This is a genomic window from Streptomyces sp. NBC_00620, from assembly GCF_026341825.1.
GTDB lineage: Bacteria > Actinomycetota > Actinomycetes > Streptomycetales > Streptomycetaceae > Streptomyces.
Genome location: NZ_JAPENY010000001.1, coordinates 342983 through 367111 on the forward strand (window position 1 = coordinate 342983; position 24129 = coordinate 367111).

The 24129-nt window shown below is 70.9% G+C and carries 22 protein-coding genes; 9 read left to right on the forward strand and 13 right to left on the reverse strand.

Annotated elements, in window-relative coordinates; all coding sequences use genetic code 11:
• Positions 1 to 2 precede the first annotated feature (2 nt).
• Positions 3 to 1556 (forward strand): alpha/beta hydrolase, encoded by a 1554-nt coding sequence (locus tag OG246_RS01505; RefSeq protein WP_266454644.1) that lies wholly within the window; start codon positions 3 to 5, stop codon positions 1554 to 1556.
• Positions 1557 to 1654: 98 nt separating this feature from the next.
• Here OG246_RS01505 and moeZ read toward each other — a convergent pair whose 3' ends face one another.
• The 7 genes from moeZ to OG246_RS01540 all read right to left on the reverse strand — a co-directional run bounded on the left by moeZ (position 1655) and on the right by OG246_RS01540 (position 11046).
• Positions 1655 to 2833: an adenylyltransferase/sulfurtransferase MoeZ gene (moeZ, locus tag OG246_RS01510; RefSeq protein WP_266454646.1), complete on the reverse strand. Its 1179-nt coding sequence runs from the start codon at positions 2831 to 2833 to the stop codon at positions 1655 to 1657.
• A 63-nt stretch (positions 2834 to 2896) separates the two neighbouring features.
• Positions 2897 to 3646 carry a spherulation-specific family 4 protein gene (locus OG246_RS01515; RefSeq protein ID WP_266454648.1) on the reverse strand — a complete coding sequence of 250 codons (750 nt, stop codon included), beginning with the start codon at positions 3644 to 3646 and terminating at the stop codon, positions 2897 to 2899.
• Complete coding sequence (locus OG246_RS01520) at positions 3634 to 4593, reverse strand: NAD(P)-dependent oxidoreductase (protein ID WP_266454651.1); 960 nt, start codon at positions 4591 to 4593, stop codon at positions 3634 to 3636. The genes OG246_RS01515 and OG246_RS01520 overlap by 13 nt, the downstream gene beginning before the upstream one ends.
• A 285-nt stretch (positions 4594 to 4878) precedes the next feature.
• The gene (locus OG246_RS01525) at positions 4879 to 6321 is read right to left on the reverse strand and encodes a hypothetical protein (RefSeq protein ID WP_266454654.1); all 1443 of its coding nucleotides are present in this window, start codon (positions 6319 to 6321) and stop codon (positions 4879 to 4881) included.
• On the reverse strand, positions 6321 to 8114 hold the full coding sequence (locus tag OG246_RS01530) for a DUF3492 domain-containing protein (protein ID WP_266454657.1): 1794 nt from the start codon (positions 8112 to 8114) through the stop codon (positions 6321 to 6323). The genes OG246_RS01525 and OG246_RS01530 overlap by 1 nt, the downstream gene beginning before the upstream one ends.
• A 323-nt stretch (positions 8115 to 8437) precedes the next feature.
• The gene (locus OG246_RS01535; RefSeq protein ID WP_266454659.1) at positions 8438 to 10042 is read right to left on the reverse strand and encodes a DUF3152 domain-containing protein; all 1605 of its coding nucleotides are present in this window, start codon (positions 10040 to 10042) and stop codon (positions 8438 to 8440) included.
• Between the two features lie 8 nt (positions 10043 to 10050).
• On the reverse strand, positions 10051 to 11046 hold the full coding sequence (locus tag OG246_RS01540; protein ID WP_266454662.1) for an alpha/beta fold hydrolase: 996 nt from the start codon (positions 11044 to 11046) through the stop codon (positions 10051 to 10053).
• Between the two features lie 297 nt (positions 11047 to 11343).
• Here OG246_RS01540 and OG246_RS01545 point away from each other — a divergent pair, with 297 nt between their 5' ends.
• From OG246_RS01545 to OG246_RS01560, 4 genes are all read left to right on the forward strand, one after another.
• Positions 11344 to 11565 carry a hypothetical protein gene (locus OG246_RS01545; protein ID WP_266454664.1) on the forward strand — a complete coding sequence of 74 codons (222 nt, stop codon included), beginning with the start codon at positions 11344 to 11346 and terminating at the stop codon, positions 11563 to 11565.
• Between the two features lie 183 nt (positions 11566 to 11748).
• Positions 11749 to 12390: a TetR/AcrR family transcriptional regulator gene (locus OG246_RS01550; RefSeq protein ID WP_266454671.1), complete on the forward strand. Its 642-nt coding sequence runs from the start codon at positions 11749 to 11751 to the stop codon at positions 12388 to 12390.
• 158 nt (positions 12391 to 12548) lie between these two features.
• A complete protein-coding gene (locus OG246_RS01555) occupies positions 12549 to 12776 on the forward strand; it encodes a DUF3107 domain-containing protein (RefSeq protein WP_028801993.1) in 228 nt (75 codons plus the stop codon).
• A 236-nt stretch (positions 12777 to 13012) separates the two neighbouring features.
• A complete protein-coding gene (locus OG246_RS01560) occupies positions 13013 to 13282 on the forward strand; it encodes a hypothetical protein (protein ID WP_266454675.1) in 270 nt (89 codons plus the stop codon).
• 103 nt (positions 13283 to 13385) lie between these two features.
• Here the strand turns inward: OG246_RS01560 and OG246_RS01565 are convergent, their stop codons facing one another.
• Positions 13386 to 14147: a ferritin-like fold-containing protein gene (locus tag OG246_RS01565; protein ID WP_266454677.1), complete on the reverse strand. Its 762-nt coding sequence runs from the start codon at positions 14145 to 14147 to the stop codon at positions 13386 to 13388.
• A gap of 276 nt (positions 14148 to 14423) precedes the next feature.
• Here OG246_RS01565 and OG246_RS01570 point away from each other — a divergent pair, with 276 nt between their 5' ends.
• A complete protein-coding gene (locus OG246_RS01570) occupies positions 14424 to 16928 on the forward strand; it encodes a DEAD/DEAH box helicase (RefSeq protein WP_266454680.1) in 2505 nt (834 codons plus the stop codon).
• Positions 16929 to 17426: 498 nt separating this feature from the next.
• Positions 17427 to 18299, forward strand: coding sequence for an alpha/beta fold hydrolase (locus OG246_RS01575; RefSeq protein ID WP_266454687.1), 873 nt, complete (start codon positions 17427 to 17429; stop codon positions 18297 to 18299).
• Here the strand turns inward: OG246_RS01575 and OG246_RS01580 are convergent.
• Positions 18296 to 19192, reverse strand: coding sequence for an NYN domain-containing protein (locus OG246_RS01580; RefSeq protein ID WP_266454689.1), 897 nt, complete (start codon positions 19190 to 19192; stop codon positions 18296 to 18298). The genes OG246_RS01575 and OG246_RS01580 overlap by 4 nt on opposite strands.
• 252 nt (positions 19193 to 19444) lie before the next feature.
• On the opposite strand from OG246_RS01580, the gene OG246_RS01585 reads away from it, so the two are divergent.
• Positions 19445 to 19597, forward strand: a complete 153-nt coding sequence (locus OG246_RS01585; protein ID WP_105968294.1) for a hypothetical protein — start codon at positions 19445 to 19447, stop codon at positions 19595 to 19597.
• A gap of 72 nt (positions 19598 to 19669) precedes the next feature.
• Here the strand turns inward: OG246_RS01585 and OG246_RS01590 are convergent, their stop codons facing one another.
• From OG246_RS01590 to OG246_RS01600, 3 genes are all read right to left on the reverse strand, one after another.
• Positions 19670 to 20275, reverse strand: a complete 606-nt coding sequence (locus tag OG246_RS01590) for a MarC family protein (RefSeq protein ID WP_266454691.1) — start codon at positions 20273 to 20275, stop codon at positions 19670 to 19672.
• 60 nt (positions 20276 to 20335) lie between these two features.
• The gene (locus tag OG246_RS01595; RefSeq protein WP_266454693.1) at positions 20336 to 21202 is read right to left on the reverse strand and encodes a PHP domain-containing protein; all 867 of its coding nucleotides are present in this window, start codon (positions 21200 to 21202) and stop codon (positions 20336 to 20338) included.
• 115 nt (positions 21203 to 21317) lie between these two features.
• Entirely contained in the window at positions 21318 to 21959 is a 642-nt protein-coding gene (locus OG246_RS01600; protein WP_266454696.1) for a DUF6758 family protein, read from the reverse strand.
• 183 nt (positions 21960 to 22142) lie between these two features.
• Here OG246_RS01600 and OG246_RS01605 point away from each other — a divergent pair, with 183 nt between their 5' ends.
• Complete coding sequence (locus tag OG246_RS01605) at positions 22143 to 23396, forward strand: MFS transporter (protein WP_266454699.1); 1254 nt, start codon at positions 22143 to 22145, stop codon at positions 23394 to 23396.
• A gap of 50 nt (positions 23397 to 23446) precedes the next feature.
• Here the strand turns inward: OG246_RS01605 and OG246_RS01610 are convergent, their stop codons facing one another.
• On the reverse strand, positions 23447 to 24031 hold the full coding sequence (locus tag OG246_RS01610; RefSeq protein ID WP_266454701.1) for a suppressor of fused domain protein: 585 nt from the start codon (positions 24029 to 24031) through the stop codon (positions 23447 to 23449).
• Between the last annotated feature and the right edge of the window lie 98 nt (positions 24032 to 24129).

Consider the following 24129-nt stretch of genomic DNA (forward strand, 5'->3'; position numbering starts at 1 on the left):
TCATGACGCGATTCGCACGGTGGACGGCCGCGACCGCCGCCGCGTTGCTGGTGGCCGGCTGCGGCGGAGGCTCGTCCGGCGACGGCGAGAACGAGGGAAAGAACAGCGACAGCCCGTCGGCCGCCGCGCCCTCCTCCGCCACGCCGTCGGGGCTGCCCGCCGCACTCACCTCACAGAAGCTCGACTGGGGCCGTTGCAAGGCCACTTCGGACTCTCCCGCGCCAGGAAGCGACTGGCAGTGCGCGACGCTCAAGGTGCCGCTGGACTACGCGAAACCCGACGGCGAGACGATAGGCCTCGCACTGATCCGCTCGAAGGCGAGCGGGGACCAGGGCGACCGCATCGGCTCACTCCTGTTCAACTTCGGTGGCCCCGGCGGATCGGGCGTCTCCACGATGCCTTCGTACGAGAGTGTCGTCGGCCAGCTTCACGATCGGTACGACCTGGTGAGCTGGGACCCGCGCGGGGTCGCCGCCAGTGAAGGAGTGCGCTGCCGCAGCGACAAGGAGATCCAGGCCGCCGAGTCGGTGGACGCCACACCGGACGACGCGGCTGAGGAGACGGCGTACTTCGAGGACGCCGCCGACTTCGGCAAGGGCTGCGAGAAGGCCGCGGGCAAGCTGCTGTCGCACGTCTCGACGACCGACACGGCCCGCGACATGGACCTGATGCGCCAGGTCCTCGGCGACCAGAAGATGCACTACTTCGGTATCTCGTACGGCACCGAACTCGGCGGTGTGTACGCGCACTTGTTCCCGAAGAACGTGGGACGCCTGGTGCTGGACGCCGTCGTCGACCCGAGCGCCGACACGGTGGGCCATGCCAAGAACCAGGCCCTGGGCTTCCAGCGCGCCCTGGACAACTACCTCACGTCCACGGGCCAGGACCCCAAGCAGGGTTCCCAGAAGATCGCGGACCTGCTGGAGAGGATCGACGCGAATCCGCTGGCGACCTCTTCCGGACGCAAGCTCACACAGTCGCTGGCGCTCACCGGAATTGTGCTGCCGCTCTACAGCGAGCAGGGCTGGCCGACGCTGACCAGCGCGCTGAACGCGGCCGAGGACGGAGACGGTTCGGAGCTGCTGGCCCTCGCCGACGGCTATAACGACCGTGACTCCTCGGGGAACTACGGCACGACGACGCATTCGCAACGGGTCATATCGTGCTTGGACGACAAGCAGCGGCCGACTCCCGAGGAGACGAAGAAGCAGCTGGCCGAGTTCGAGAGGATCTCGCCCGTCTTCGGCGACTTCCTGGGCTGGGACACGGCGGGCTGGTGCCACGACTGGCCGGTGGCCGGTCAGTTCGACAACCCGGAGGTCAGCGCGCCAGGAGCCGACCCCGTCCTGGTCGTCGGCAACACCGGGGACCCGGCGACGCCGTACGAGGGCGCCCGCAAGATGGCCGACGAACTGGGCAAGGGCGTCGGAGTGGAACTCACCTGGAAGGGCGAGGGCCATGGCGCGTACGGGAGTGGGAGCGACTGCGTCGACTCCACGGTGAACGGCTATCTGCTGAACGGGACGGTGCCGAAGGACGGCAAGGTCTGTTCATGACGATGGCGGGGGTTCCGGGCACCCTCGGCGCCCGGAACCCCCGCCATCGGCGGAGCCACTGCTCAGTACATCGGCCGATGCACCGGCCTGTGCATCGGTCAGTACACCGGCTTGTCCGGCTCGATCTGGTGGACCCAGCCGATCACGCCGCCGCCGACGTGCACCGCGTCCGCGAAGCCCGCGGACTTCAGGACCGCGAGAACTTCCGCACTGCGGACACCCGTCTTGCAGTGCAGGACGATTTTCTTGTCCTGCGGGAGAGTCTCCAGGGCGGTGCCCATGAGGAACTCGTTCTTCGGGATCAGCTTGGCGCCGGGGATCGAGACGATCTCGTACTCGTTGATCTCGCGGACGTCGATGATCTCGATGTTCTCGCCGTCGTCGATCCACTCCTTGAGCTGCTTGGGAGTGATCGTCGAGCCGGCGGCCGCCTCCTGGGCCTCCTCGGACACGACGCCGCAGAAGGCCTCGTAGTCGATGAGCTCGGTGACGGTCGGGTTCTCACCGCAGACCGCGCAGTTCGGGTCCTTGCGGACCTTGACCTGGCGGTACTGCATCTCCAGGGCGTCGTAGATCATCAGGCGGCCGACGAGGGGATCGCCGATGCCTGCGAGGAGCTTGATCGCCTCGTTGACCTGGATGGAGCCGATGGACGCGCACAGCACACCCAGGACGCCGCCCTCGGCGCAGGAGGGGACCATGCCCGGCGGCGGGGGCTCCGGGTAGAGGCAGCGGTAGCAGGGGCCGTGCTCGGACCAGAAGACCGAGGCCTGGCCGTCGAAGCGGTAGATCGAACCCCATACGTACGGCTTGTTGAGGAGGACGGCCGCGTCGTTGACCAGGTACCGGGTCGCGAAGTTGTCCGTGCCGTCGACGATCAGGTCGTACTGGCTGAAGATGTCCATCACGTTCTCGGCTTCGAGCCGCTCTTCGTGGAGGACGACGTTCACGTACGGGTTGATGCCAAGGACGGAGTCGCGGGCCGACTGGGCCTTGGAGCGGCCGATGTCCGCCTGGCTGTGGATGATCTGGCGCTGCAGGTTCGACTCGTCGACCTCGTCGAACTCCACGATGCCGAGCGTGCCCACGCCCGCGGCGGCCAGGTACATCAGCGCCGGCGATCCGAGGCCGCCGGCGCCCACACAGAGCACCTTGGCGTTCTTCAGCCGCTTCTGCCCGTCCATGCCCACATCGGGGATGATCAGGTGGCGGGAGTACCTGCGAACCTCGTCTACGGTGAGCTCAGATGCGGGCTCGACCAGGGGTGGCAGCGACACGGGGACTCCGTTGGTCGGTCAATCACTACAGTTGTTCTCCCCGTAACACTGCCACGCCCTTCTTCATTCCGAGACACCCGTTCCGATCCGCGAGACGATTTCGTCCCAGTAGCCGGGCATGGTCTCCCAGGGGTCTGCGCGGCCGCCACGGTCCGTGCGGTCGGTGAAGTAGATCGTCGAGGCTCCCTGCCAGCGGGCGATACGCAGCGCCTCGTCGAGATGGCCGCGCGGTACGCCGTGCACGAAGTGGCAGAAGCGCTCGGGCGGATAGTCGGCGGTCCACTCGGCGACCTGCGACCAGCGGTAGTCGCTCCAGGGGCCGGAGAAGGTCACCAACTGGTCGGCGTTCTCGGCATATCCGGGGTACGGCTGGCTGCCGTGGCCCAGCACGATGTGCGCGCCGTCGAGGAGCGCGCGGAGTGTGGTGACTGTGCGGCGGACCTCGGGGAGCGCGGCGCGCTCGGTGGGGCAGCGGTCCAGGAGGAATCCGTCACACCGGTACCAGTCGAGATACCGGTGCGCGTCGGAGACCAGCTCGCCGAGGGTGCGGGCGCCGTACGTGGCGTCCAGGTGTCCGAGGACGCGTACGCCGGCGTTGCGCAGTCGCCCGGCCGCCTCCAGGCAGTGCGGGTCGGGGCGGCTGCCGGGACCGTTGGCCACGTTCAGGACGACCCAGTGCAAGGGGGTGCCGGGGCGGGTGAGTTCGCCCCACTCCACGGGAGCGACGAGGGGGTGTGCATAGCCGGGGATGCCGAAGCCGAGGCCTAAGTCCGTGCTCGCGGTGCCCGTTGTGGTGCTGGTCAGATACGGCATGCCGCCTCCATCCAGATGTCGGCGAGGGATTCCTCGAGGTTGATCCGGGGCCGCCAGCCGAGCCGGTCGCGTGCGGTGCGCACGTCGGCCTGCTGCCAGCTGCCGCAGCCGTCCGGATAGGGGTACGCGACCGGGGCCGCGTGGTCTGGTTCGGTTCGCGGGTGGCCGATGGATGGCCTGACGGGGCTGGGAGGCCCGTCGAGTTCGTGCAGCGCGCCGCCGTAGCCGGCGACGCGGGCGAGGACGGCGGCGGCGTCACGGAGCCGCACGGCTCGGCCCGAGCCGATGTTGATGACGCCCTGGGCGGCGGAGAGCGAGGCGGCGTGGACGGCGCGGGCCACATCGCGTACGTCGATGAAGTCGCGTTGGACGCCGAGTCCGCCGAGTTTGAGTTCTCCGTCGCCGGACTGCATGGCGCGGCGCAGGGCCTCGGCGAGGCGGCCGAGCGGGGATCCGGCCGGGGTGCCTGGCCCCGCGGGTGAGAACACCCGGAGCACGACGGCGTCCAGGCCGGACCCGAGGACGAGTTCGGTGGCGGCGAGCTTGCTCACGCCGTAGGGGCCGCCCGGGCGCGGCACCGCGTCCTCGGCCGTGGAGGAGCCGGGCTGGCTGGGCCCGTACTCGGCGCCGCAGCCGAGTTGCACGAGTCGTGCCCCGCAGCCGCTGCGGCGGAGGGCCTCGCAGACGGTGGCGACGGCGACGGTGTTGTGCCGGGTGAGTTCGCGGGCGCCGCCGCGGGTGGCGCCGGCGCAGTTGACGACGACTCCGGGGTGTACCGCGTCCAGGAAGCGGGTGAGCGCGCCCGGGCTGCCCGAGGCGAGGTCGAACCGTACGTCGGCGTCGTCGCCCCGGCCGAGCGCGGTGAGCTGCACGGCCGGGTCGGCGAGCAGCCTGTCGGCGACGAAGCGGCCGAGGTATCCGTTGGCTCCGATCAGCAGGACCCTCATCGGGCGGCTCCCGGGGCGGATTCTCCGGTTCGGGAGGTGATCATCTGGCGTTCTCCTTCAAGGTGATGCCGTGGGTCGGGGAGAGGGCCCGCGGTGTCGGCCCCGCGGGAGCGATGTGCCCGGGACGGGGGACGACCCCGGGCCGCCGGGCGCGGCTCAGGGAGGTGGGGGACGCCACGAGCCAGGTTTCGGATCGCGGCGCACGGCACCGATGGCGGTGAGCCGCGGCACGTGTCGGCCCGTGAGCCGGGGCTCGGGCGGGGCGCTCGCCGCCCCACCGGCGGCTCATGCCTCCCCACAAGGCAGGGCGTGGGCCGAGGCCCGGGTCAGCGTGCGGGTGGAGTGGATCAGGAGGACGAGGGTGGCCGCGCCGCACACCAAGGCGGGGACGGCGCCCGGTCCCCAGGCGCCGACGACGGTCTCGACGGGCGCGGAGAGGAACGCGCAGCCAGGGAGGCGGCCCGCGAAGACCGTGGCCAGGGAGGTCGCCTCGGCCGCCCCCGCGGTGGCGAGGACGACGGCCGGGGCGTGGTTGAAGCCGCGTGCCGCGAGCAGCCGGGCGAGCAGGAGCAGAGTGCCGAGGGCACCGGCTCCGGCGTATGCGGCGGGCTCGCCGAGCACCGCCGCGCACAGCGCGAGCAGCCCGCCGAGAGCGCACAGGTAGAGCCCGAACATCCCGAGGAGCAGGGGTTGTACGGAGGCGGCGAACTCCTCGAGACCGCGGCTGGCGGTCAGCCTGCGACGGGCGCGCACGGCGAAGAAATGGGCGCACCAGGCCGCCGGGGCGCAGGCCAGGGCGAGGGCAAGGACCGGTGCGGTGGCCAGGGGCCAAGGGCCGTCCGGGCCGCCCTCGACACCGGCGCCCAGCAGCCCGTCGCCGAGGAGTGCGTATGCGATCAGCCAGCACGTCCACGCGCGCGTGGCACCCGTCGTGTAGTGAGTGACGCTCAGGGGGCCGCGGCGGACGGCGACGCGCAGGCCGAGCGCCACGGCGAGGGCGCCGGCCGCGGCGACGGCGAGACGAGGCTGGCCTTCGGTGAGTCGCACCCCGATCACGGTCGCCGCGCACAAAACGCCCGGGAGCAGGGCGAGCGCCGCCCAATCGGGGCGCACGCCGGGGCGCCCAGGGGGCGCGGGACGCTGCGCGGGCTCCCCGTCACGGGACACGCGCGCGTACATCTCCTCGGCGAGCGAGAACACGTCCCGGTGCCGGAACCGCGCGGCGGTCCGGTCGGTCACCCCGTGCGCCTCGAGCCCCGCCGCGATCTCCAGCGGGTCCACGGCCCTCTCACAGAGGTCACGGTGCCGGTGCATCAGGGCTTTCACCGGGTCCGCGGCGCCGCGTCGGCCGCTGGATTTACGCGGGGCGCCACCTAGACCGTCGCGCGCCCCACCAGGCGTCTCACGCGCCCTCTCAACAGGCTCACTCGCCTCACCGGCACCCTCACGCACTCCCCCTACACCGGCGCGTGCGCCGTCCACACCCTCGCGCAATGCCCCACCGGAACCGAAGCCGGAGCCGGACCGGGACCCGGACCCCGACCCGAAATCGGAGCCGTCGGTCGCCTCCGCCACCGACGCCCCCTCATCCCCGTCAACCCGTTCATCCCCGCCAACCCGTACGCCCATCTCGCCAACCCCCGTCACAAGCCACTCCTCCGACCGCGCGTCCCAGGCGCCGGGGCTGCTCGGGCGCCCCGGCCGGTCCAGTTCTCCGAGTTCGTTCATCACGCGCCCTCCCCGGCGGGGACGGGAACCGTCGCGCGCACCGGTGAGCCCGCCGCCCAGCGCGGGCGGCCCGTGGGCATCAGGCGGGCCTCGGTCCAGCGGCCGGGCACGTGCGCCTCCGCGGGGACTCCGAAGGGAAGCGGCTCCCCGGCCTCGTCCACGAGCACGTGTCGTACCGGCGAGTGCGAGACGATCTCCAGGTAAATGCCGTGAAATGCCGTGATGTTCTGCTCGACGGTGAAGAGTTCGAGGGCGCGTGCGCGGGCGGCCGCCCCGAGGCGCTCACGGCGCTCGGGGTCGCGCAGCAGCGCCACGCACGCCTCGGCGAGCGCCCGCGGATTGCGCGGCGGCACCACAAGCCCCGTACCGCCGATGACCTCGACGACCGCGCCCACGTCCGTGGACACCGTGGCGCGACCGCAGAACATGGCCTCCACGAGACTGATCGGAAAGCCTTCCACCACGCTGGACAGGACGATCACGGCCCCGGAGGCGTATGCCTCCGGGAGGCCGGGGACCTCCGGGCCGCCGATCTCCTCGAAGGACACCGGGTTGTCGCCGACCGCGTGGACGCCCTCCGCCTCGTCGGGGAAGAGCTGCGCGGCCAGGGCCTTGCAGTGGGCCAGGTAGGTCGCGCCGTCCGGTCCGTCGGCGGGCGCCCCGACGATCCGCAGCCGGGTCTTCGGCTCGTCCTTGCGGATCTCCGCGAAGGAGTGCAGCAGCGACATCAGGTCCTTGGCGGGTTCGATGCGGCCGACCCACACCAGGGTGTCCGGGTCCGCGCACCCGGAGCTCTCCGCCCCCTCCCCCACCTCCGCGAAGCGGGAGGCCTCCATGCCGGGGTAGACGGTGCGCAGTTTGGCGCGGTCGGCACCGCACCGCTCCTGCCAGCGGCGGGCGTGCGTGTTGCCGGGCGTGATGAGAGCGGCCGCGCGGTACACCTCGGCGGTGAGCCTGCCGTGGAACGCGGCGAGCAGTGCCCGTGCCGCGGGAGCGTCCCCTACGGAGGCGGACGCGAGGTAGTGCGCCCGTAGCGGCACGCCGTACTCGGTGACGAGCAGGGGCACTCCGGAGAAATGCCGCGCGAGGAGGCCGGGCAGGGCCGCCGTACCGCCGGCCGTCGCGTGGCACAGGTCGACGGAGTCGAGCCCGTCGCCCTCGTACCAGTCGAGGGACAGGGGGCGCAGCGCCCGCTCGAAGTGGGCGGCGACCGCCAGCAGATCGGGCACACGCGCGGCGCGCGCCGTACGGAGTGCGCCGGGCGCACGACACGCGCGCTCCAGCGCCCGCACAGCGACCTCGGAGCGAAGTGCCCCGGTCAGTCCACCCTCGTCGCGGGCGAGCTCGGCGAGCTCGTAGAGCGCGCTGCCGAAACGGTCCGCCTCGACTCCGCCGGAAATCCCCGCAGTACCGACGCCCGCGTCGCCGGAAGACACCGAGCCGCGAGCAGCCCCCGCGTCACCGGATGCCCCCGCGCCGACAGCCGCCACTCCCGATCCCGGCCCCTCACACACCGCCGCGGCCAACTCCCCGTACGCCTCCGCGAACCGCCGTCGCGCACGCCGCCCGTACACCACGCCGTCGTCCTCAGCCATCCAGAGCGGTGCCGTCCGTACTCGGCTGACCTGCGGCGGCAGCTGGATCCAGCCCTCGTCCTCCTGGCGCTCGCTGCGGCTGAGCGCGTAGATGTCGAACTCGTGCTGCCCGAGCCCGCGTACGAGCCGGTCGCACCAGAGCCTGGCGTCACCGCTCACATACGGATAGCCACCCTCCGTAAGCAGTCCGATGCGCACGAGTGCACCCCCGATCTCCCTTGTGGGGAGCCGCCGTTGACCCGGCGGCTCGCAGCGGGACGAACGTATGCGGACATGGCGGTGGCGCGACGGACGGTTGTCCATCACGCCACCAAAAGGGGTGAACGGTCGTAACTTTCCCGCACAGGCCGCGTTCGATCGCGCTACGGGATCAAGCAGTTACGTTTCGTTAGACCACGGCCAGTGCCCGGCGGGCGGTACGACGCCGGGCCGCGACGTCCGGTTCGAGCGCTGGTACGGCGGCCGACAGTCGCTTCGCGTACGGGCCCTGCGGGGACTCGTACACCTCGTCGGAACCTCGGTCAGCTCCCGGGATACGGCCAGGGGTTGGCCTTGCAGTGGATCCCGTCGTGGTCGAGGAATTTGGTCTGCTGCTGCATGACGGGGGCGAGTTCGCCGTCCTTGTCGCAGGTGACGTGGCTGTAGCCGAGCCGGTGGCCGACCTCGTGGTTGATCAGCATCTGCCGGTACGCCTGCATTTTGTCGCCGTAGGTCTCAGAGCCCTGCGCCCAGCGATACGCGTTGATCATGACGCGCTCGGTCGACGCCGAGTCGCACGACACATTGTCCTCGGTCGTGTCGAGGCCGGACTTGGCGCACCATTCGGCGGTGGTGCCCGGGCTCGCCAGAGTAATCACGAAGTCGGGCTTCCCGGAGGAAATGCGCTCAAAGGTACGTCCGTCGTTGTGGGCCCAACTCCGGTCGTCGTTCAAAGTTTTCTGCACGGCCTGTGCGAAGAGCGCGGCGTCGAGACCGAGCCCGTGTTCCACGTCGACGCGATAGGTGTATTTCTGCCCCTTGCCGGGCGCCTTGTCGAGCCCGAGGACGGCGTCGAACTTCCCCGATCCGTCGAGCGTCGCGCCGAGCGCGTACTTCTCGCCCATCTTCTCGTCGTACGTCAGTGTCTTCGCGCTCGGTGTCACCGACGGGGACGCCGCCCCCGAGGCTGCGAGGGCGCCACGACCGCCGGCGGTGGACTGCGCGCGTACGCCGGAGTCCTGGCCTGCGTTGTCCTCCCGCCCGGTCACCACCTGTCCGGCCACGACGACGGCGAGCACGGTGGTGACGGCGGCCGCCGCGATCCCGGTGAACGCCCGTCCCTTGCCGCTCTTGCCCTTCTCCGGCTCCTCGGTCTCCGGCAGCGGCTTCTCGTCGACGTCCGTGTCCCAGTCGGCGACGGAGGCATAGGGGTCGCTGCGGTGCGCTGTGGGGGTGCGGGGCGCGAAGACGTCGTCCTCCTCTCCGAGGCTGCCGCCGAAGGCGTCGACATAGGTCTGCCGGGGTCCCGGCGCGGAAGTCTGGCGCTGCGCCGGTATCCGGGGCCCGGGATGCCCGGACGGAGCGCCTGCCAACACACCTTGAGGACCGCCCTGGGGACCACCTTGCGGACCGCGACCCCTCGCCTGCCCCCAGGCACCACCGGGTTCACGCTGCTCGGGGTGACCACCACGCACCCGCGGTACACCGTGCGCGGGCGTCCCGTCGGGGAAACGGGGGACGCCGTGCGCCGGAGTCCCGTCAGGGAACCGCGGCACGCCATGCGCCGGAGTCCCATCCGGAAAGCGAGGCACCCCGTGCGCGGGCGTCCCGTCCGCATAGCGAGGCACCCCGTGCGCCGGAGTCCCGTCCGCAAAACGAGGCACCCCATGCGCGGGCGTCCCGTCCGGGAGAAGCGGACCCCCACGCCCCGGCGCCCCGCCCATCGGAGGCCTCGGACCCGGCGCGCCCGGCACGGAAGCCGAACCGGACCCCCGGCCGACACCCTGCGACGCACCCGCACCCGCACCCGCCCCGGGTGCCGGCACCGGCACCGCAGCCAGCTCGTTCGGATCCCTCTTGTCGACCGTGTCGACCTTGGCGGTCTTCTCGACCTTGTCGGACCGCCCGCGACGGCTATGACGTCCCACGCCCCGCCTCAGCTCCCCGCACCGGTGGAAGCGGCGGAAGGTGACGTCAACTCGCCTGATTCCGTGAGGAGTTCGCGGAAGGCCGTGGCCACCGTGTCCGGGTATTCCATCATCGCGACATGGCCCGCGTCCGGCAGCGTCAGCAGCCGGGAGTCGCGGTAGGCGCGGGCCGCCCGCTGCGCCATGCGGTAGGCGACGAGCTGGTCGCGGCCGCCGTAGACCAGGAGCGTCGGCGCGAGGACCCGCTCGGCCTGGCGCCACAGCCCGTGCTGGCCGCCCAGCGTGTACGCGTTCACGATGCCGCGCGCCGACCGCGCCATGGCGTCCCAGAAGTACGGGAGGGCGAGCCGCCGCTCCATCTCCTCGACCGCCTCGTGGAACCCCTCGGGCGTCACCATGCCGGGATCCCCGTAACAGAGCGCCAGAACCCCGCGTACACGCTGCTCGGCGCTCCAGTCCTTGGTGAGCTTGGTGAACAGCCCCGCCACCCCGGGCAGCGCGATCATCACGGTCGGCCACGCGGTGCGCTGCGCCCGGAGTTCGGGCAGCGCGGGCGAGACCAGCGTGAGCGTACGGACGAGATCGGGCCGTACGGCCGCGACACGCGTCGTAACGGCTCCGCCGAGCGAGTTCCCGAAGAGGTGCACGGGCCCGCGCCCGGACGCGTCGAGATAGCGGATGACAGCGCGCGCGTGCCCGGTGACCGAGTAGTCCCCGTCGTCCGGTGGCGGCGAGTCCCCGAAGCCCGGCAGATCGAGGGCCTCGCTGTCGACGAGCCCGTCGAGCAGCGGCATCAGCGCCGACCAGTTCTGCGAGGAACCGCCGAGGCCATGGACGTACAACGCGGGCGGCAGCCCCGCACGCACGGGCGGCCTCGACCGCACCGTCAGCGTGATCCCGGGCAGACCCACCGACCGCAGCCGCTCCCCCTCAGCAACCCTGACGGCGCCCACCTTTGGTGTGACAGTGGTGGCCAGCACGGACGGCAGCTCGGTCGAAGACATGCGGCAATGTTACGAGACGATCACGCAGTGGTTCGTGTGTTCGCCGTCACAGATCTGTTCGGCGTCACAGAACAGGTCTGTTGGGCATCGCAAAACAGGTCTGTCGGGCGTCACAAATCGGCGTTCCAAATCTGTTCGCCGTCACGGATCGCGAGCAAATGGCGAACAGATCGCATAGCGCCCCGATCGGGTGTCTCCTAGGCTCGGACGAGGGCACTCGTATCTCGTAGAGGAGCGAATCTCACCAGGAGCGCACCTCGTACAGGGGCGCACGCGCACCACTCGGGAAGAGGAACCATGACAGTCGACCCGGCAGACCCCGAGACCTTCGCGAACGACGACGAACCCGAGGAGCTCGACCCCGAGGCCCCCGAGGCCGACGCGGCCGAACAGCGCAAGGGCCTGGAACCGCAGGAGGACGACGGCCCGCTGACGGTCGGCGACCCCGCAAGCGCGGACGAAGGGGACCTGGCCGAGCAGGCCAGGGTCGTAGAACTCGACGAGGACGACTACCGGTGACGGCCCACCGGTGACGCGACCGTCACCGATGCGCCCACTTCATCCCCGTTTGGCACGGTCCGTGCCGATATCACCAGGCGTCCGGTACGTGAAATTGTGCGCTCGCACCGCGCACACCACGGTTACCGAAAAGTACGATGGCGGCGCGGCGCTCACCGCATGTGGACAATTTTGGGAGGCGGCGTGACAGCCATCGAGCAGACAGAGGCGGCACGCCCGCGGGGCACTCGCCTGCCGCGCCGTGCCCGACGCAACCAGCTCCTCGGCGCCGCCCAGGAAGTATTCGTTGCGCAGGGGTACCACTCGGCCGCCATGGACGACATCGCCGAGCGCGCGGGCGTCAGCAAGCCGGTCCTCTACCAGCACTTCCCGGGCAAGCTCGACCTCTACCTCGCCCTGCTGGACCAGCACTGCGAGTCCCTGCTCCAGTCCGTGCGGACGGCACTCGCGTCCACCACGGACAACAAGCTGCGCGTACGGGCGACGATGGACGCCTACTTCGCGTACGTCGAGGACGACGGCGGCGCCTTCCGGCTGGTCTTCGAGTCCGACCTGACGAACGAGCCCGCGGTCCGCGAGCGCGTGGACAAGGTCACGCACGAGTGCGCGGAGGCGATCTGCGAGGTCATCGCGGAGGACACCGGCCTTTCGCGTGACGAGTCGATGCTCCTCGCCTCGGGCCTCGGCGGTCTGGCCCAGGTGGTGGCCAGGTCCTGGCTGCACAGCGACCGCAGCGTCCCGCGCGAGCATGCGGTCCAGCTGCTGGCCTCGCTTGCCTGGCGGGGCATCGCGGGCTTCCCGCTGCACGGCACGGATCACCACTGAGGGTTCGCGCCGGTCACCACCGGCCGTTCATTTGTTCCCGCCCACTGTTCGCTCCTGGCGTTCTTGGGCGGAGCGTGCACGTCCCCTCACCGGGCTAATGTGTGCTGCGTACGGCGCGGACACACGCGCACATCACTGACCGTCGGAGGGACAAAGCCGTGGAGGTCAAGATCGGCGTGCAGCACGCGCCCCGCGAGATCGTTCTGGAGAGCGGTCAGACCCCGGAAGAGGTCGAGCGCGCGGTGTCCGAAGCGCTGGCCGGCAAGTCGCAGCTGCTGAGCCTCGTGGACGACCACGGCCGCAAGGTCCTGGTTCCGGCCGACCGCCTCGCGTACGTGGAGCTCGGCGAGCCCACCCAGCGCAAGGTGGGATTCAGCGCGCTGTAGTTCGGGCGAGCAGACGAGAAGGGGGCCCGGTGGCACTGCCACCGGGCCCCCTTCTCGTACGTCATCGCGCACGCGGTCCGCCGCGCACTCGCGTAGGTGGCCGGATACCGCGCTCAACTCAGATGTTCACCACAGATGGAGCACAGATCCACCACAGAGGAGGGTTGTATTCCGCACGTCAGGGGTAGGACCGGCTACGACCGAATTGCACCGGCCGTGCGGGAGGGACCCCCACCATGCTCTTGGAAACGCTCGGCTCCGCGATGCTCGGTCTGGCACTGGCATGGGCGGCCGCGTACCGCCTGCCGCACCGTCTCCCGAGCCGCACGCTGGTCCTGCCGACCGGCGTCGCCGGAGCCCTGTTCGGCGCCTTCCTGACGCACACCGCGCTGGGCGCCGGCCACCTGTTGGTGATCCTCCTGGGCGCGGTGGCCGTCTCCACGGCGTCGCTGTCCCTGCTGCTGCGCCCGGCGGAAAATTTTCGCCGCCACTCGGCGACGGCGTAACCCGGGATTCTGATCCCGGGGACGAAGGCGCCCTGTAAGGGGCGCGGGGAACTGCGCGCTCAGCCCCCCGCAACCCGCACTTACCGATCCGCCTGCGGGAGCATCACGCCGCCAAGCCCAGCGCAGCCATCCGCTTCGTGTGCGCCTCGGTGATCCGCGAGAACATCCGGCCGACCTCCGCGAGGTCGAACCCGTCCGCGACGCCGCCCACGAGCATGGTCGACAGTGCGTCACGCTCGGCGACCACCCGCTGCGACTGGGACAGGGCCTCGCCCATCAGCCGTCGCGCCCACAGCGCGAGCCGACCGCCCACCCGCGGGTCCGCGTCGATGGCGGCGCGCACCTTCTCGATGGCGAAGCTCGCGTGCCCGGTGTCGTCGAGTACGCCGAGCACGAGGCTGCGGGTGTCCGAGTCGAGCCGGGCGGCGACCTCGCGATAGAAGTCACTGGCGATCGAGTCGCCGACGTACGCCTTGACGAGCCCTTCCAGCCAGTCGGAGGGCGCGGTCTGCCGGTGGAAGCCGTCGAGCGCGGCGACGAACGGCTCCATCGCCTGCGTCGGCTCCGCGCCGACCGCCGAGAGCCGGTCCCGCAACTGCTCGAAGTGGTGGAACTCGGCCGACGCCATCTTCGCCAGCTCCGCCTTGTCGCTCAGCGTGGGCGCCAGCTTGGCGTCCTCCGCGAGCCGCTCGAACGCCGCCAGCTCGCCGTACGCGAGCGCTCCGAGCAGGTCCACGACCGCGGCGCGGTACTGGGGGTCGGCGGAGGCCGTGTCCCAGCCCTGCGCGGCGACTCCGGTGGCCGCGGGAGCGGTGTCGTCCGTGGCCTCGGCGGGTTTGTCAGCGGCTTTGTCGGGCGTCGTCATGAAGCGCACAATAGCCCGCTGACAGCAACACGGAAGTCCCTGGTCAATCAGTGTGACGACCACTACGTGACCAAATCGGCCATCGCATATGCGCGATTCCGGGGTATGGTGGTAATGCGCCCGGCGACTATTCGACGGGCCGCATGAATGAGGATGCCCGGTCGGTGGCCCGATCGGCTCCGACCTGACAGCCCTCCACGTCGGTACGGCACATTGCGTACGACACCCGGAGGGAACCCTCAGTGGTACGAGAGCTCGAGCGTCGGCAGTGGTCCCATGCCACTCGGCCCGCCCGTCAAGAGCGGCCGACGTCCCCGGCACGGTCCCGTCACGACCCCCGCGCTCGCCTCGCACCGCGTACACAGAAGAGGCAGCACCCTGACTACGACTTTCCGCGATCTCGGGATCCTTTCCGAGACGGCCGAGGCCCTTGAGTCCGTCGGCATCATCAATCCCTTCCCCATCCAGGAGATGACGCTCCCCGTTGCCCTCTCCGGCAGCGACGTCATCGGCCAGGCCAAGACCGGCACCGGCAAGACGCTGGGCTTCGGTCTCCCGCTCCTCGAGCGCGTCACCGTCCCCGCGGACGTCGAGGCCGGCCGGGCACAGCCCGAGCAGCTCACCGACGCCCCGCAGGCCCTCGTCGTCGTCCCGACGCGCGAGCTGTGCCAGCAGGTCACGAACGACCTGCTGACCGCGGGCAAGGTCCGCAACGTACGCGTTCTCGCCATCTACGGCGGCCGTGCGTACGAGCCGCAGGTCGAGGCGCTCAAGAAGGGCGTCGACGTCATCGTCGGCACCCCGGGCCGTCTGCTGGACCTCGCGGGCCAGAAGAAGCTCAACCTGAAGCACATCCGGGCGCTCGTCCTGGACGAGGCCGACGAGATGCTCGACCTGGGCTTCCTGCCCGACGTCGAGAAGATCATGAACATGCTGCCGGCCCGCCGTCAGACGATGCTGTTCTCGGCGACCATGCCGGGCGCGGTCATCGGCCTCGCGCGCCGCTACATGTCGCAGCCCACGCACATCCGCGCCACCTCGCCCGACGGCGAGGGCGCGACGGTCGCGAACACCGCGCAGTTCATCTACCGCGCGCACAACATGGACAAGCCCGAGCTCGTCGCACGCATACTGCAGGCCGACGGCCGCGGTCTCGCGATGGTCTTCTGCCGCACCAAGCGGACGGCGGCGGACCTCGCCGACCAGCTCCAGCAGCGCGGCTTCGCCTCCGGCGCGGTCCACGGCGACCTCGGCCAGGGCGCCCGCGAGCAGGCGCTGCGCGCCTTCCGCAACGGCAAGGTCGACGTCCTCGTCTGCACCGACGTCGCCGCCCGCGGCATCGACGTCGAGGGTGTCACCCACGTCATCAACTACCAGTCCCCCGAGGACGAGAAGACGTACCTGCACCGCATCGGCCGTACGGGCCGCGCGGGCGCCAAGGGCATCGCCGTCACCCTCGTCGACTGGGACGACATCCCTCGCTGGCAGCTCATCAACAAGGCGCTGGACCTGGGCTTCCCGGACCCGCCGGAGACGTACTCCACGTCCCCGCACCTCTTCGAGGAGCTGAAGATCCCGGCCGGCACCAAGGGTGTCCTGCCGCGCTCCGAGCGCACCCGCGCCGGCCTCGCGGCCGAGCAGGTCGAGGACCTCGGCGAGACCGGCGGCCGTGGTGGCCCGCGTGGCCGCGGTGGCCGTTCCGCCGCCCCGGCCGCCGCTGCGCCTGCCGTCGAGCGTGAGCGCCCGGCGCGCACGCCGCGCCGCCGCCGTCGTACGCGCAACGGCGCACCGATGGACGAGGCCGCCACGACTCCCGAGGTGACGACCGAGGCCGTCGCCGAGGCGACCCCGACCGTGACCGAGCCCCGCACCCCGCGCCGCCGTCGCCGTACGCGCAACGGCGCGTCGGAGCCGGTCGCCGTGGCCGAGGCCGTTGCCGAGCCGTCGACCGCAGCGGCGGAGACCGCCGTGGCGACGGCCGAGGGCCTCACGGACGAGCCGGCCAAGCCGCGCCGCCGCCGCACCCGCAAGGCCGCGGAGCCGGTGGAAGCGACGGCCGAGAGCGTCGTGGCCGAAGCTGTCGCCGTCACCCAGGAAGCTGCCGAAGCCTCCGAAGCCCCCGAGGCCCCGGCCGCACCGCGCCGCCGCACCCGCAAGGTTGCGGAGACCGCGGTCGACACCGCTGAAGGCGTCACGGAGGCCGCGCCGCGGCGCCGTACCCGCAAGGTTGCGGAGACCGTGGTCGACACGGCGGAGGCCGTCACAGAGGCCCCCACCAAGCCGCGACGCACCCGCAAGGCCACAACCCCCGTGGCCGAAGCCACCACCGAGGCGGAGCCCAAGCCGCGCCGCACCCGCGCCAAGGCCACCACCGAGGCGGCCGCCGAGGCCGCCGTGGACACGGCCGAAGCCGCTGAGGCCAAGCCGCGTCGTCGCACCCGTAAGGCCGCCACCGCGACCGTCGAGGCCGAGATTCCGGCCCAGACGGCCGAGGAGCCCGAGGCCGCGCCGCGCCGCCGTACCCGCAAGGTTGCGGAGACCGTGGTCGACACGGCGGAGGCCGTCACAGAGGCCCCCACCAAGCCGCGCCGCACCCGCAAGGCCACAACCCCCGCGGTCGAGGCCACCACCGAGGCGGAGCCCAAGCCGCGCCGCACCCGCGCCAAGGCCACGACCGCCACCGCCGCGGCCGTCGATGCCGAGATCCCGGCCCAGACGGCCGAGTCGAAGCCCCGTCGGCGCACCCGCAAGGCCGCTGCTACGGAGCCCTCCGAGGGCTGATCTCCCGCCCTTGCCCGATGGCCCGGTCCCACCTCGCGTGGGGCCGGGCCATCGGCGTTCCCTGCGGGCCGCCTCCCGGGCTGGCGTAAGGGATGGTCTTTCGCCCCCTCCGCCCCTACCCAACCCGTACCTGGGGGCTCCGCCCCCAGACCCCCGTTCGCCCGAAGGGCTCGTCCTCAAACGCCGGACGGGCTGGAGATACCTGACCCGGGCTGAAAGCGCAGCCCCCGCGGGTGGGTGGGGGATCGGGACGGCACCGCCCCGCCCACCGGACGCCGTAGGCGTTCGAGGAGCGGGCCCCCACCGGACACCCCGCAGCCGCCCACCGGCGTGGGTCGGGGGCGTGCCGGTACGTCCAAAGCCCGTCGCGTACGTTCGCGTCACCGGACGCTTCCCTACCCGGCCAACGTCTGATCCGGCGGCGACGGGCGGACGTACCGGCACGCCCCCGACCCACCCACCGGACAGCAGGCGCCCCCCTCCGGATAGCCTCAGCCCATGAGCAGGCCCATCACCTTCACCCCTCCCGCCGGCGCCCACGCCCACCGGCTCCAGACCGCGCGCGGCGAATTCGCCGTACTCGAAGCGGCAGCGCAGGGGCACCAGCGAGGGACCGTGCTCTTTCTGCCAGGGTTCACCGGCAGCAAGGAGGATTTCATCTCGCTGCACGAACCGCTCGCCGCGGACGGCTACCGCACGGTGGCCGTGGACGGCCGGGGCCAGTACGAGTCCCCCGGCCCACGGGACGACGAATCGGCGTACGCGCAGGGCGAGTTGGCAAGGGACGTCCTCGCCCAGGCGGACGCGGTAGGCACCCCCGTACACCTCGTAGGCCACTCCCTCGGCGGCCAGATCGCCCGCGCAGCCGTACTCCTGAACCCGGCCCCCTTCGTCTCCCTGACGCTCATCGCCTCGGGCCCCGCCCAGATCTCCGCCTCCCAGCAGCAGCGCGTCAAACTGCTCCGGGACGCGCTCACCGTGATGGACATGGCCCAGGTGTGGGAGGCGATCCAGGCGATGGAGCCGCCCGAGGACACCGACACCGGCGACCTCGACACGGGCCTCGACGACCGTGCCGACCTACGGCGCCGCTGGCTGGGCAACAGCCCCGCCCAGCTCATCGCGACCGGCCGCCAGCTGTGCACCGAGCCGGACCGCGTCGCCGAACTGGCAGCCGTCCCCCTGCCGAAGCACGTCCTGTCCGGCGACGAGGACAACACCTGGCCGCTCCCGCTCCTCGACGAGATGGCCGTACGCCTCAACGCCCGCCGCACGGTCGTCCACGGCTCGGAGCACTCCCCGAACACGGACCGCCCGGAGCAGACGGCCCGCGCCCTCGCAGACTTCTGGAACGACATCCAAGGACGCTAGTACTGCGCCCGCAGGTGCTCCCAGAACCCGTCCCGCAGCGCCCGCCGCAGATCCGCCTGCCCCCGCAGGGAGTACTGCAGCAGTCCCTCCGCCTCGACCAGCAGATCCTGGTCGACCGAGCCGGGCAGATACGGATGCCCGGGCAGCAGGTCGACCAGCGCCTCCCGCCCCCGCGCGGCCAGCCACTTCGCGGCGACCTGCGCGCCCACGAACCGCACGTCGTCGCGCGTGGGCCGGGCCGCCGCCGTCGCGTCGTACGTGGCGCCGGTCCGCCGTGCCACGTACGGCTTGAAGAAGTCGAGGTCGAAGGTCCGCTGGCTGTCGACCTCCCAGAGCAGCGGCTCGGCCTGGTTGCGGCCCTCCGGCGCCTCGATGCCCCAGAGGTGGACCCGCGCCCCGTACCCCTGCGCCGCCTCGACCGCGGACACCAGGTCCTCGTCGCCGCCGAGCAGCGCGGCGTCGCTGATGGCGCGGTGCCGGGCGAGGGACTCCAAGTCCGACCTGATGAGTGAATCGACGCCCTTCTGCTGGTTGTTGGCGTTCAGGTTGCCCAACCGCACCTTGACGTCGGGCAGTTCGGCGATGGACTGCTGTTCCGCCGTGTGGATACGGCGCCGCGCGCCGTCGTACCAGTACACCCGGAGCAGCCTGCTGTCCGCGAAAATCGTGCGGGCCCGGTCGATGAGCGCCTCGATGAGACCTTCGGTGTCCAGGTCGAAGGAGCGACGGTCCTCGGTCCCGGCGACAAGCCGACCGGCGGCCGCGTACAGATATCCGGCGTCGACGAAGATCGCATGCGTGGAAGGCGTCTTCGCCACCTCGGCGAGCATGCGCTGGAGCAGCTCGTTGGTGCGGTCGATGCGGGCGCCGAGCGCCACGAGGTCGTCGTTCATCGCCTCCATTGTCCCGGCGGTCACGCTTCGAACACAACCGGTCCCGGTCAGTCCGCCACACACCCCGTCAGTCACCCCGCCAAACCGCCCAGCTACCCACAGGTAATTAGCTTCTCGAAAAATTTCCTTAGCGTAGGGAATGTTTGTAACACGCATCCCGTTGAATCCGTATGGAGCGAGGGGCGCCGATGCCTCACGCACCACACACAAGTAGTTCTCCTCAGGAGGATGACCAGACGAAGGGAGAAGCCCATGCGCTTCGAAATCATGCGACTTGACGATGTCGACGGAACCCCCGTGGACAGCACCGTCGTAGACGCCGCCTCCGTCAACCGGATCGTTCAGCAGGCCGCCGCCATAGGACAGCGCCTCTGGATCCGCCCGGCCGACTCATCCGCTTCATAACACGCGGACAGACTTCAGAGCCCCGCACGGCAACCATGCCGTGCGGGGCTCTGCACATGTGGGCGCGACCGCTCAACTCCCCTGGATAACCTGCGTGACCCCGTTGATGATCTGCTGAACCGCGATCGCCGACAGCATCATGCCCGCGAGCCGCGTCACCAGCACCACACCGCCGTCCTTGATGACGCGGATGATCAGCAGCGAGTACCGCATCACGATCCACAGCACGACGTGGATGGCGAGGATCGCGACCCACACGGACACCTGCGTGGCGACACTGTCGGCCTTCTGCACCGCAAGGATCACCGACACGATCGCGCCGGGACCCGCGAGCAGCGGCATGCCCAGCGGTACGAGGGCGACGTTGACGTCCTTGGTCTGCTTCGGCTCGTCGGTCTTGCCGGTCAGCAGGTCGAGGGCGATCAGCAGGAGCAGCAGGCCGCCCGCGATCATCAGCGCGGGCACGGACACATGCAGGTAGTTCAGGATCTGGTGCCCGAGCAGCCCGAACACGGCGATCACTCCGCCGGCCACGCAGACGGCCTGGAAGGCCATCCGCTTCTGCACCTTGGCGGGGCGGCCCGCGGTGAGCGCGAGGAAGATCGGGGTGATCCCGGGGGGATCCATGATCACGAAGAGGGTGAGGAAGAGGGAGCCGAAGACGGCGACGTCGAACATGGGTGAGGCCTTGCGTGTATTGAGCGGGAAAACCAGAAAGAGCGAAACCAGGGAGGGGAACTACACGCCCTGGTTCCCGCCCGCCCCCGGCACCGGAAACGCCCCGGTGGCGCGCCGAGTGATCTCTCCGTACACCTCGGGATCGGTCGTGAACTCCCCGAGCAGGCACGTCTTGCGGCTGCCGTGATAGTCGCTGGACCCGGTGGGCAGCAGCCCCAGTTCGGCCGCGAGCCCCCGCAGCCGCGCCCGAGTCTCCGGCTCGTGGTCCATGTGGTCCACCTCGATGCCGTCGAGCCCCGCGGCCGCGAGCTCCGCGATCGCGGACTCCGGCACGGTCCGGCCCCGCTTGGCGGCGGCCGGATGCGCGAAGACGGCAACGCCGCCCGCACCCTTGATCAGCCGGATCGCCTCGAAGGGGTCGGTCTCGTGCTTCTCGACGAAGGCCCGACCCCCGTCGGACAGCCACTGCTCGGTGAAGGCGTCGTTCACGGTCGGTACGACACCGAGCTCGACCAGCGCGGAGGCGATATGGGGCCGTCCCACCGAACCGTCGCCCGCGATGCGCGCCACCTGAGCCCAGGTGATCGGCACGCCGAGCTCCCGAAGCCTGGCGATCATGCCCTGGGCGCGCGGCGTCCGGTCGTCCCGTACGAGTTCGCGCTCGGCGAGCAGCTCGGGCTCCTCGGGGTCGAAGAGGTAGGCCAGCATGTGCATGCTGACGCCGTCCAGGCGGCAGGAGAGCTCGGCCCCGGTGACCAGCGTCAGCCCGGCAGGCAGCGCGTCGATCGCGTCGGCGTACCCGCGGGTCGTGTCGTGGTCGGTCAGCGCGACGACGTCCAGACCGGCGGCGGCAGCGTTGCGGACCAGCTCGGCCGGGGTGTCCGTACCGTCGGAGGCGGTGGAGTGGGCGTGCAGATCGATGCGCACTCGCGGACTCCTGGCGATGACGGGACGGAAGGGGACACCCAAGGATAACGGGAATCCAGCCTTCCCCTGTCACACCCGCACCTGGGCTGCGCCCCCTACGAACCGCCTGTGAGCCCTACGGTTCAAGAATCCGCGGCGACAACGCCCCACAAGGCAGCAGATCGACCTCGGCGCCCGCGTCCCGCAGATCCGTCAGCACGAGCTCGTCGTACATCAGCAGCCCCGACTGCTCGGGCCACACGACCGCCCACAGCCACAGCCCGCGCGCCTCGCCCGCGAAGACGGCGCGGTCGTCGGGGGCGCCGGCCACATGCCAGAGGGGGGTGGGGCGGCCGGCCGCGAGGACCTTCGCCTGGGGCGGTTTCTCGACGCTCATGTACGGGCCGGGGTCGGGCCCGTCGACACCCGCGTACCGCGCGCCGAGGCCGACGCCGAGCTCCTCGGCGATGAGGACCAGCTCCCCTATGCCGCCGAGCGGTCCGGGTCCGGAGCAGGCGACGGCGGTCGCGCGCCCGCCGCTGCGGTCGTCACCGGCGAAGGCCGCGCCGGTGAACAGCCATCCGACCGGCAGTGGCCACGGCATCCACACCGGCACCCGGGCACGGTGCACCACTACACCGAGGGCCTCGACGCTGGGCGGGATCACGGGCTGCAGCGGGTGCACGGTCCCGTGCACATCGCACTGCCAGGAGTCGGCAAAGAGGCCGGGAGCCCTGACCCGGCCACCACACTTCGGGCAACTGGGTTCGCCCCTCATAGAGCCCAACGGTCCTCCCCGTCCTTCGCCGCGTCAAGGACGATCACCCGTCCGGCGTGTGCACATCACCCGGGACCGCTCCGGCCGTCACCCCGGAAAACTAGATGCATCTTGCATTATTTAGTCGACCTAACTAATATATGTATACGCCAACGATCTGGTCGAGGACTGCGAGGACCACACATGCGCACCACAGCAGGAGAAGCCGCCGAAGCGGACCCGTTCGACGCGGGAGCCGGCGGCATCCTGCGCCAGCCGAAGGCCGTCTGGGCGACGGCCGGGGCGTCCGTCGTCGCCTTCATGGGCATCGGGCTCGTCGACCCGATCCTGCCGTCCATCGCCAAGGGCCTGGACGCCACCACCAGCCAGGTCTCGCTGCTCTTCACCTCGTACTTCCTGATCACCGCCGTGGCGATGCTGGTGACCGGCTTCGTCTCCAGCCGCATCGGCGGCAAGAAGACCCTGCTGCTCGGCCTCGCGCTCGTCGTGGTCTTCGCGGGCCTCGCCGGCACGTCCGGGTCGGTCGGCGAACTCGTCGGATTCCGGGCCGGCTGGGGCCTGGGCAACGCGCTCTTCGTGTCCACGGCCCTCGCCGTCATCGTCGGCTCGGCGGCGGGAGGCAGCGCCGCGGCGATCCTGCTGTACGAGTCGGCGCTGGGCCTCGGCATGGCGTGCGGACCCCTGCTGGGCGCGCTGCTCGGCAACGCCAGCTGGCGCTACCCCTTCTTCGGCACCGCGTTCCTGATGGCGGTCGGCTTCCTGTGCATCACGGCGTTCCTGAAGGAACAGCCGAAGCCCGCGAAGAAGACCTCGCTGCTCGACCCGATCAGGGCGCTCGGCCACGGCGGCCTCGCCTCGGCGGCCGTCTCGGCGTTCTTCTACAACTACACGTTCTTCACCGTGCTGGCCTTCACCCCGTTCGTACTGAACATGACCCCCTACAAGTCGGGCGCGGTCTTCTTCGGCTGGGGCCTGCTGCTGGCCCTCTTCTCGGTGATCGTGGCCCCGCGCATGCAGGCCCGCTTCGGCTCGCTGAAGGTGCTCGGCGGCTCGCTGATCCTGCTCGCCGCCGACGTCCTCGTCCTCGGGTACGGCAGCCACACCACCGCCGTCGTCTGCACGATCCTGTCCGGCGCCTTCATCGGCGTGAACAACACCGTCTACACGGAACTCGCCCTGGGCGTCTCGGACGCGCCGCGCCCGGTGGCCAGCGCCGGGTACAACTTCGTGCGGTGGTTCGCGGCCGCGGCGGCGCCGTACTTCGCGCCGAAGATCGAGGAGTGGAGCGACATCCACATCCCGTTCGTGGTCGCGGCCCTCACGGCGGTGATCGGCGCCGCGGTGGTCTTCGTACGGCGGGACGCGCTGACGCACGACGCCGAGGAGCTGGAGCCTCGGCACGCCACGGAGGACAGCGTCACCGTTTTTGCCAACTGACTGATTTCGGCCAGGGCCTGAGCCGGGATCAGCCAGATATGAGAAAGAACTCAGTCCAGCGGAACGGACTTGCGCAGCGGATCGCGCAGGTCCGTTCCACCGCTCAGCCAGCGCTCCTGGAGGGCACCCGCACCGTGCACGCGCTTCCACGCGGCCTCGTTCGGCGTCATGGGCAGCAGGGGCAGGAACCGTACGGGGTCGGCGGGCTCGTCCAGGTCGAGGTCCTCCACCAAACCACCCGGCTCGGCGACCAGTACGGAGGTGAACGGCGCGCCCGGCCACAGGGGTTCGCCCACGTCGAGCGAGGCGCCGGGAGCCACGATCAGGCCCTCGACCTGCGGAGACGCGGCGAGTACGGCGAGCGGGCGGAGCACCTTGTCGGTGTCGGCGGCGCCGGCGCGCACGGAGAGGATCAGCTCGGCGCGCGGGCCTTTCACGGGGTCGGCGACGACCGAGGTGGGGTCCGCCATCGGCTGGGCGGACATGCCGAGCGTCGCGTAGCGGACGATGTCGCCCTCGGTGAAACGCAGCACTTCGACACGGTCGGTGCCTAGGAAGGTGACCGCGGCCCGCGCGTCGGATTCGCCCAGCGCGGAACGCAACCGGGCCTCGACCAGAGGAAGAACATCAGCCATGAACCGAGCATAGAACTCGTCAGGAGCGCGCAAAGCGGCACGTTGACGCTTCGGTGCGCTGATAGTCTTGGCCGCTGGCCGGGGCAGCACGCAGAAGC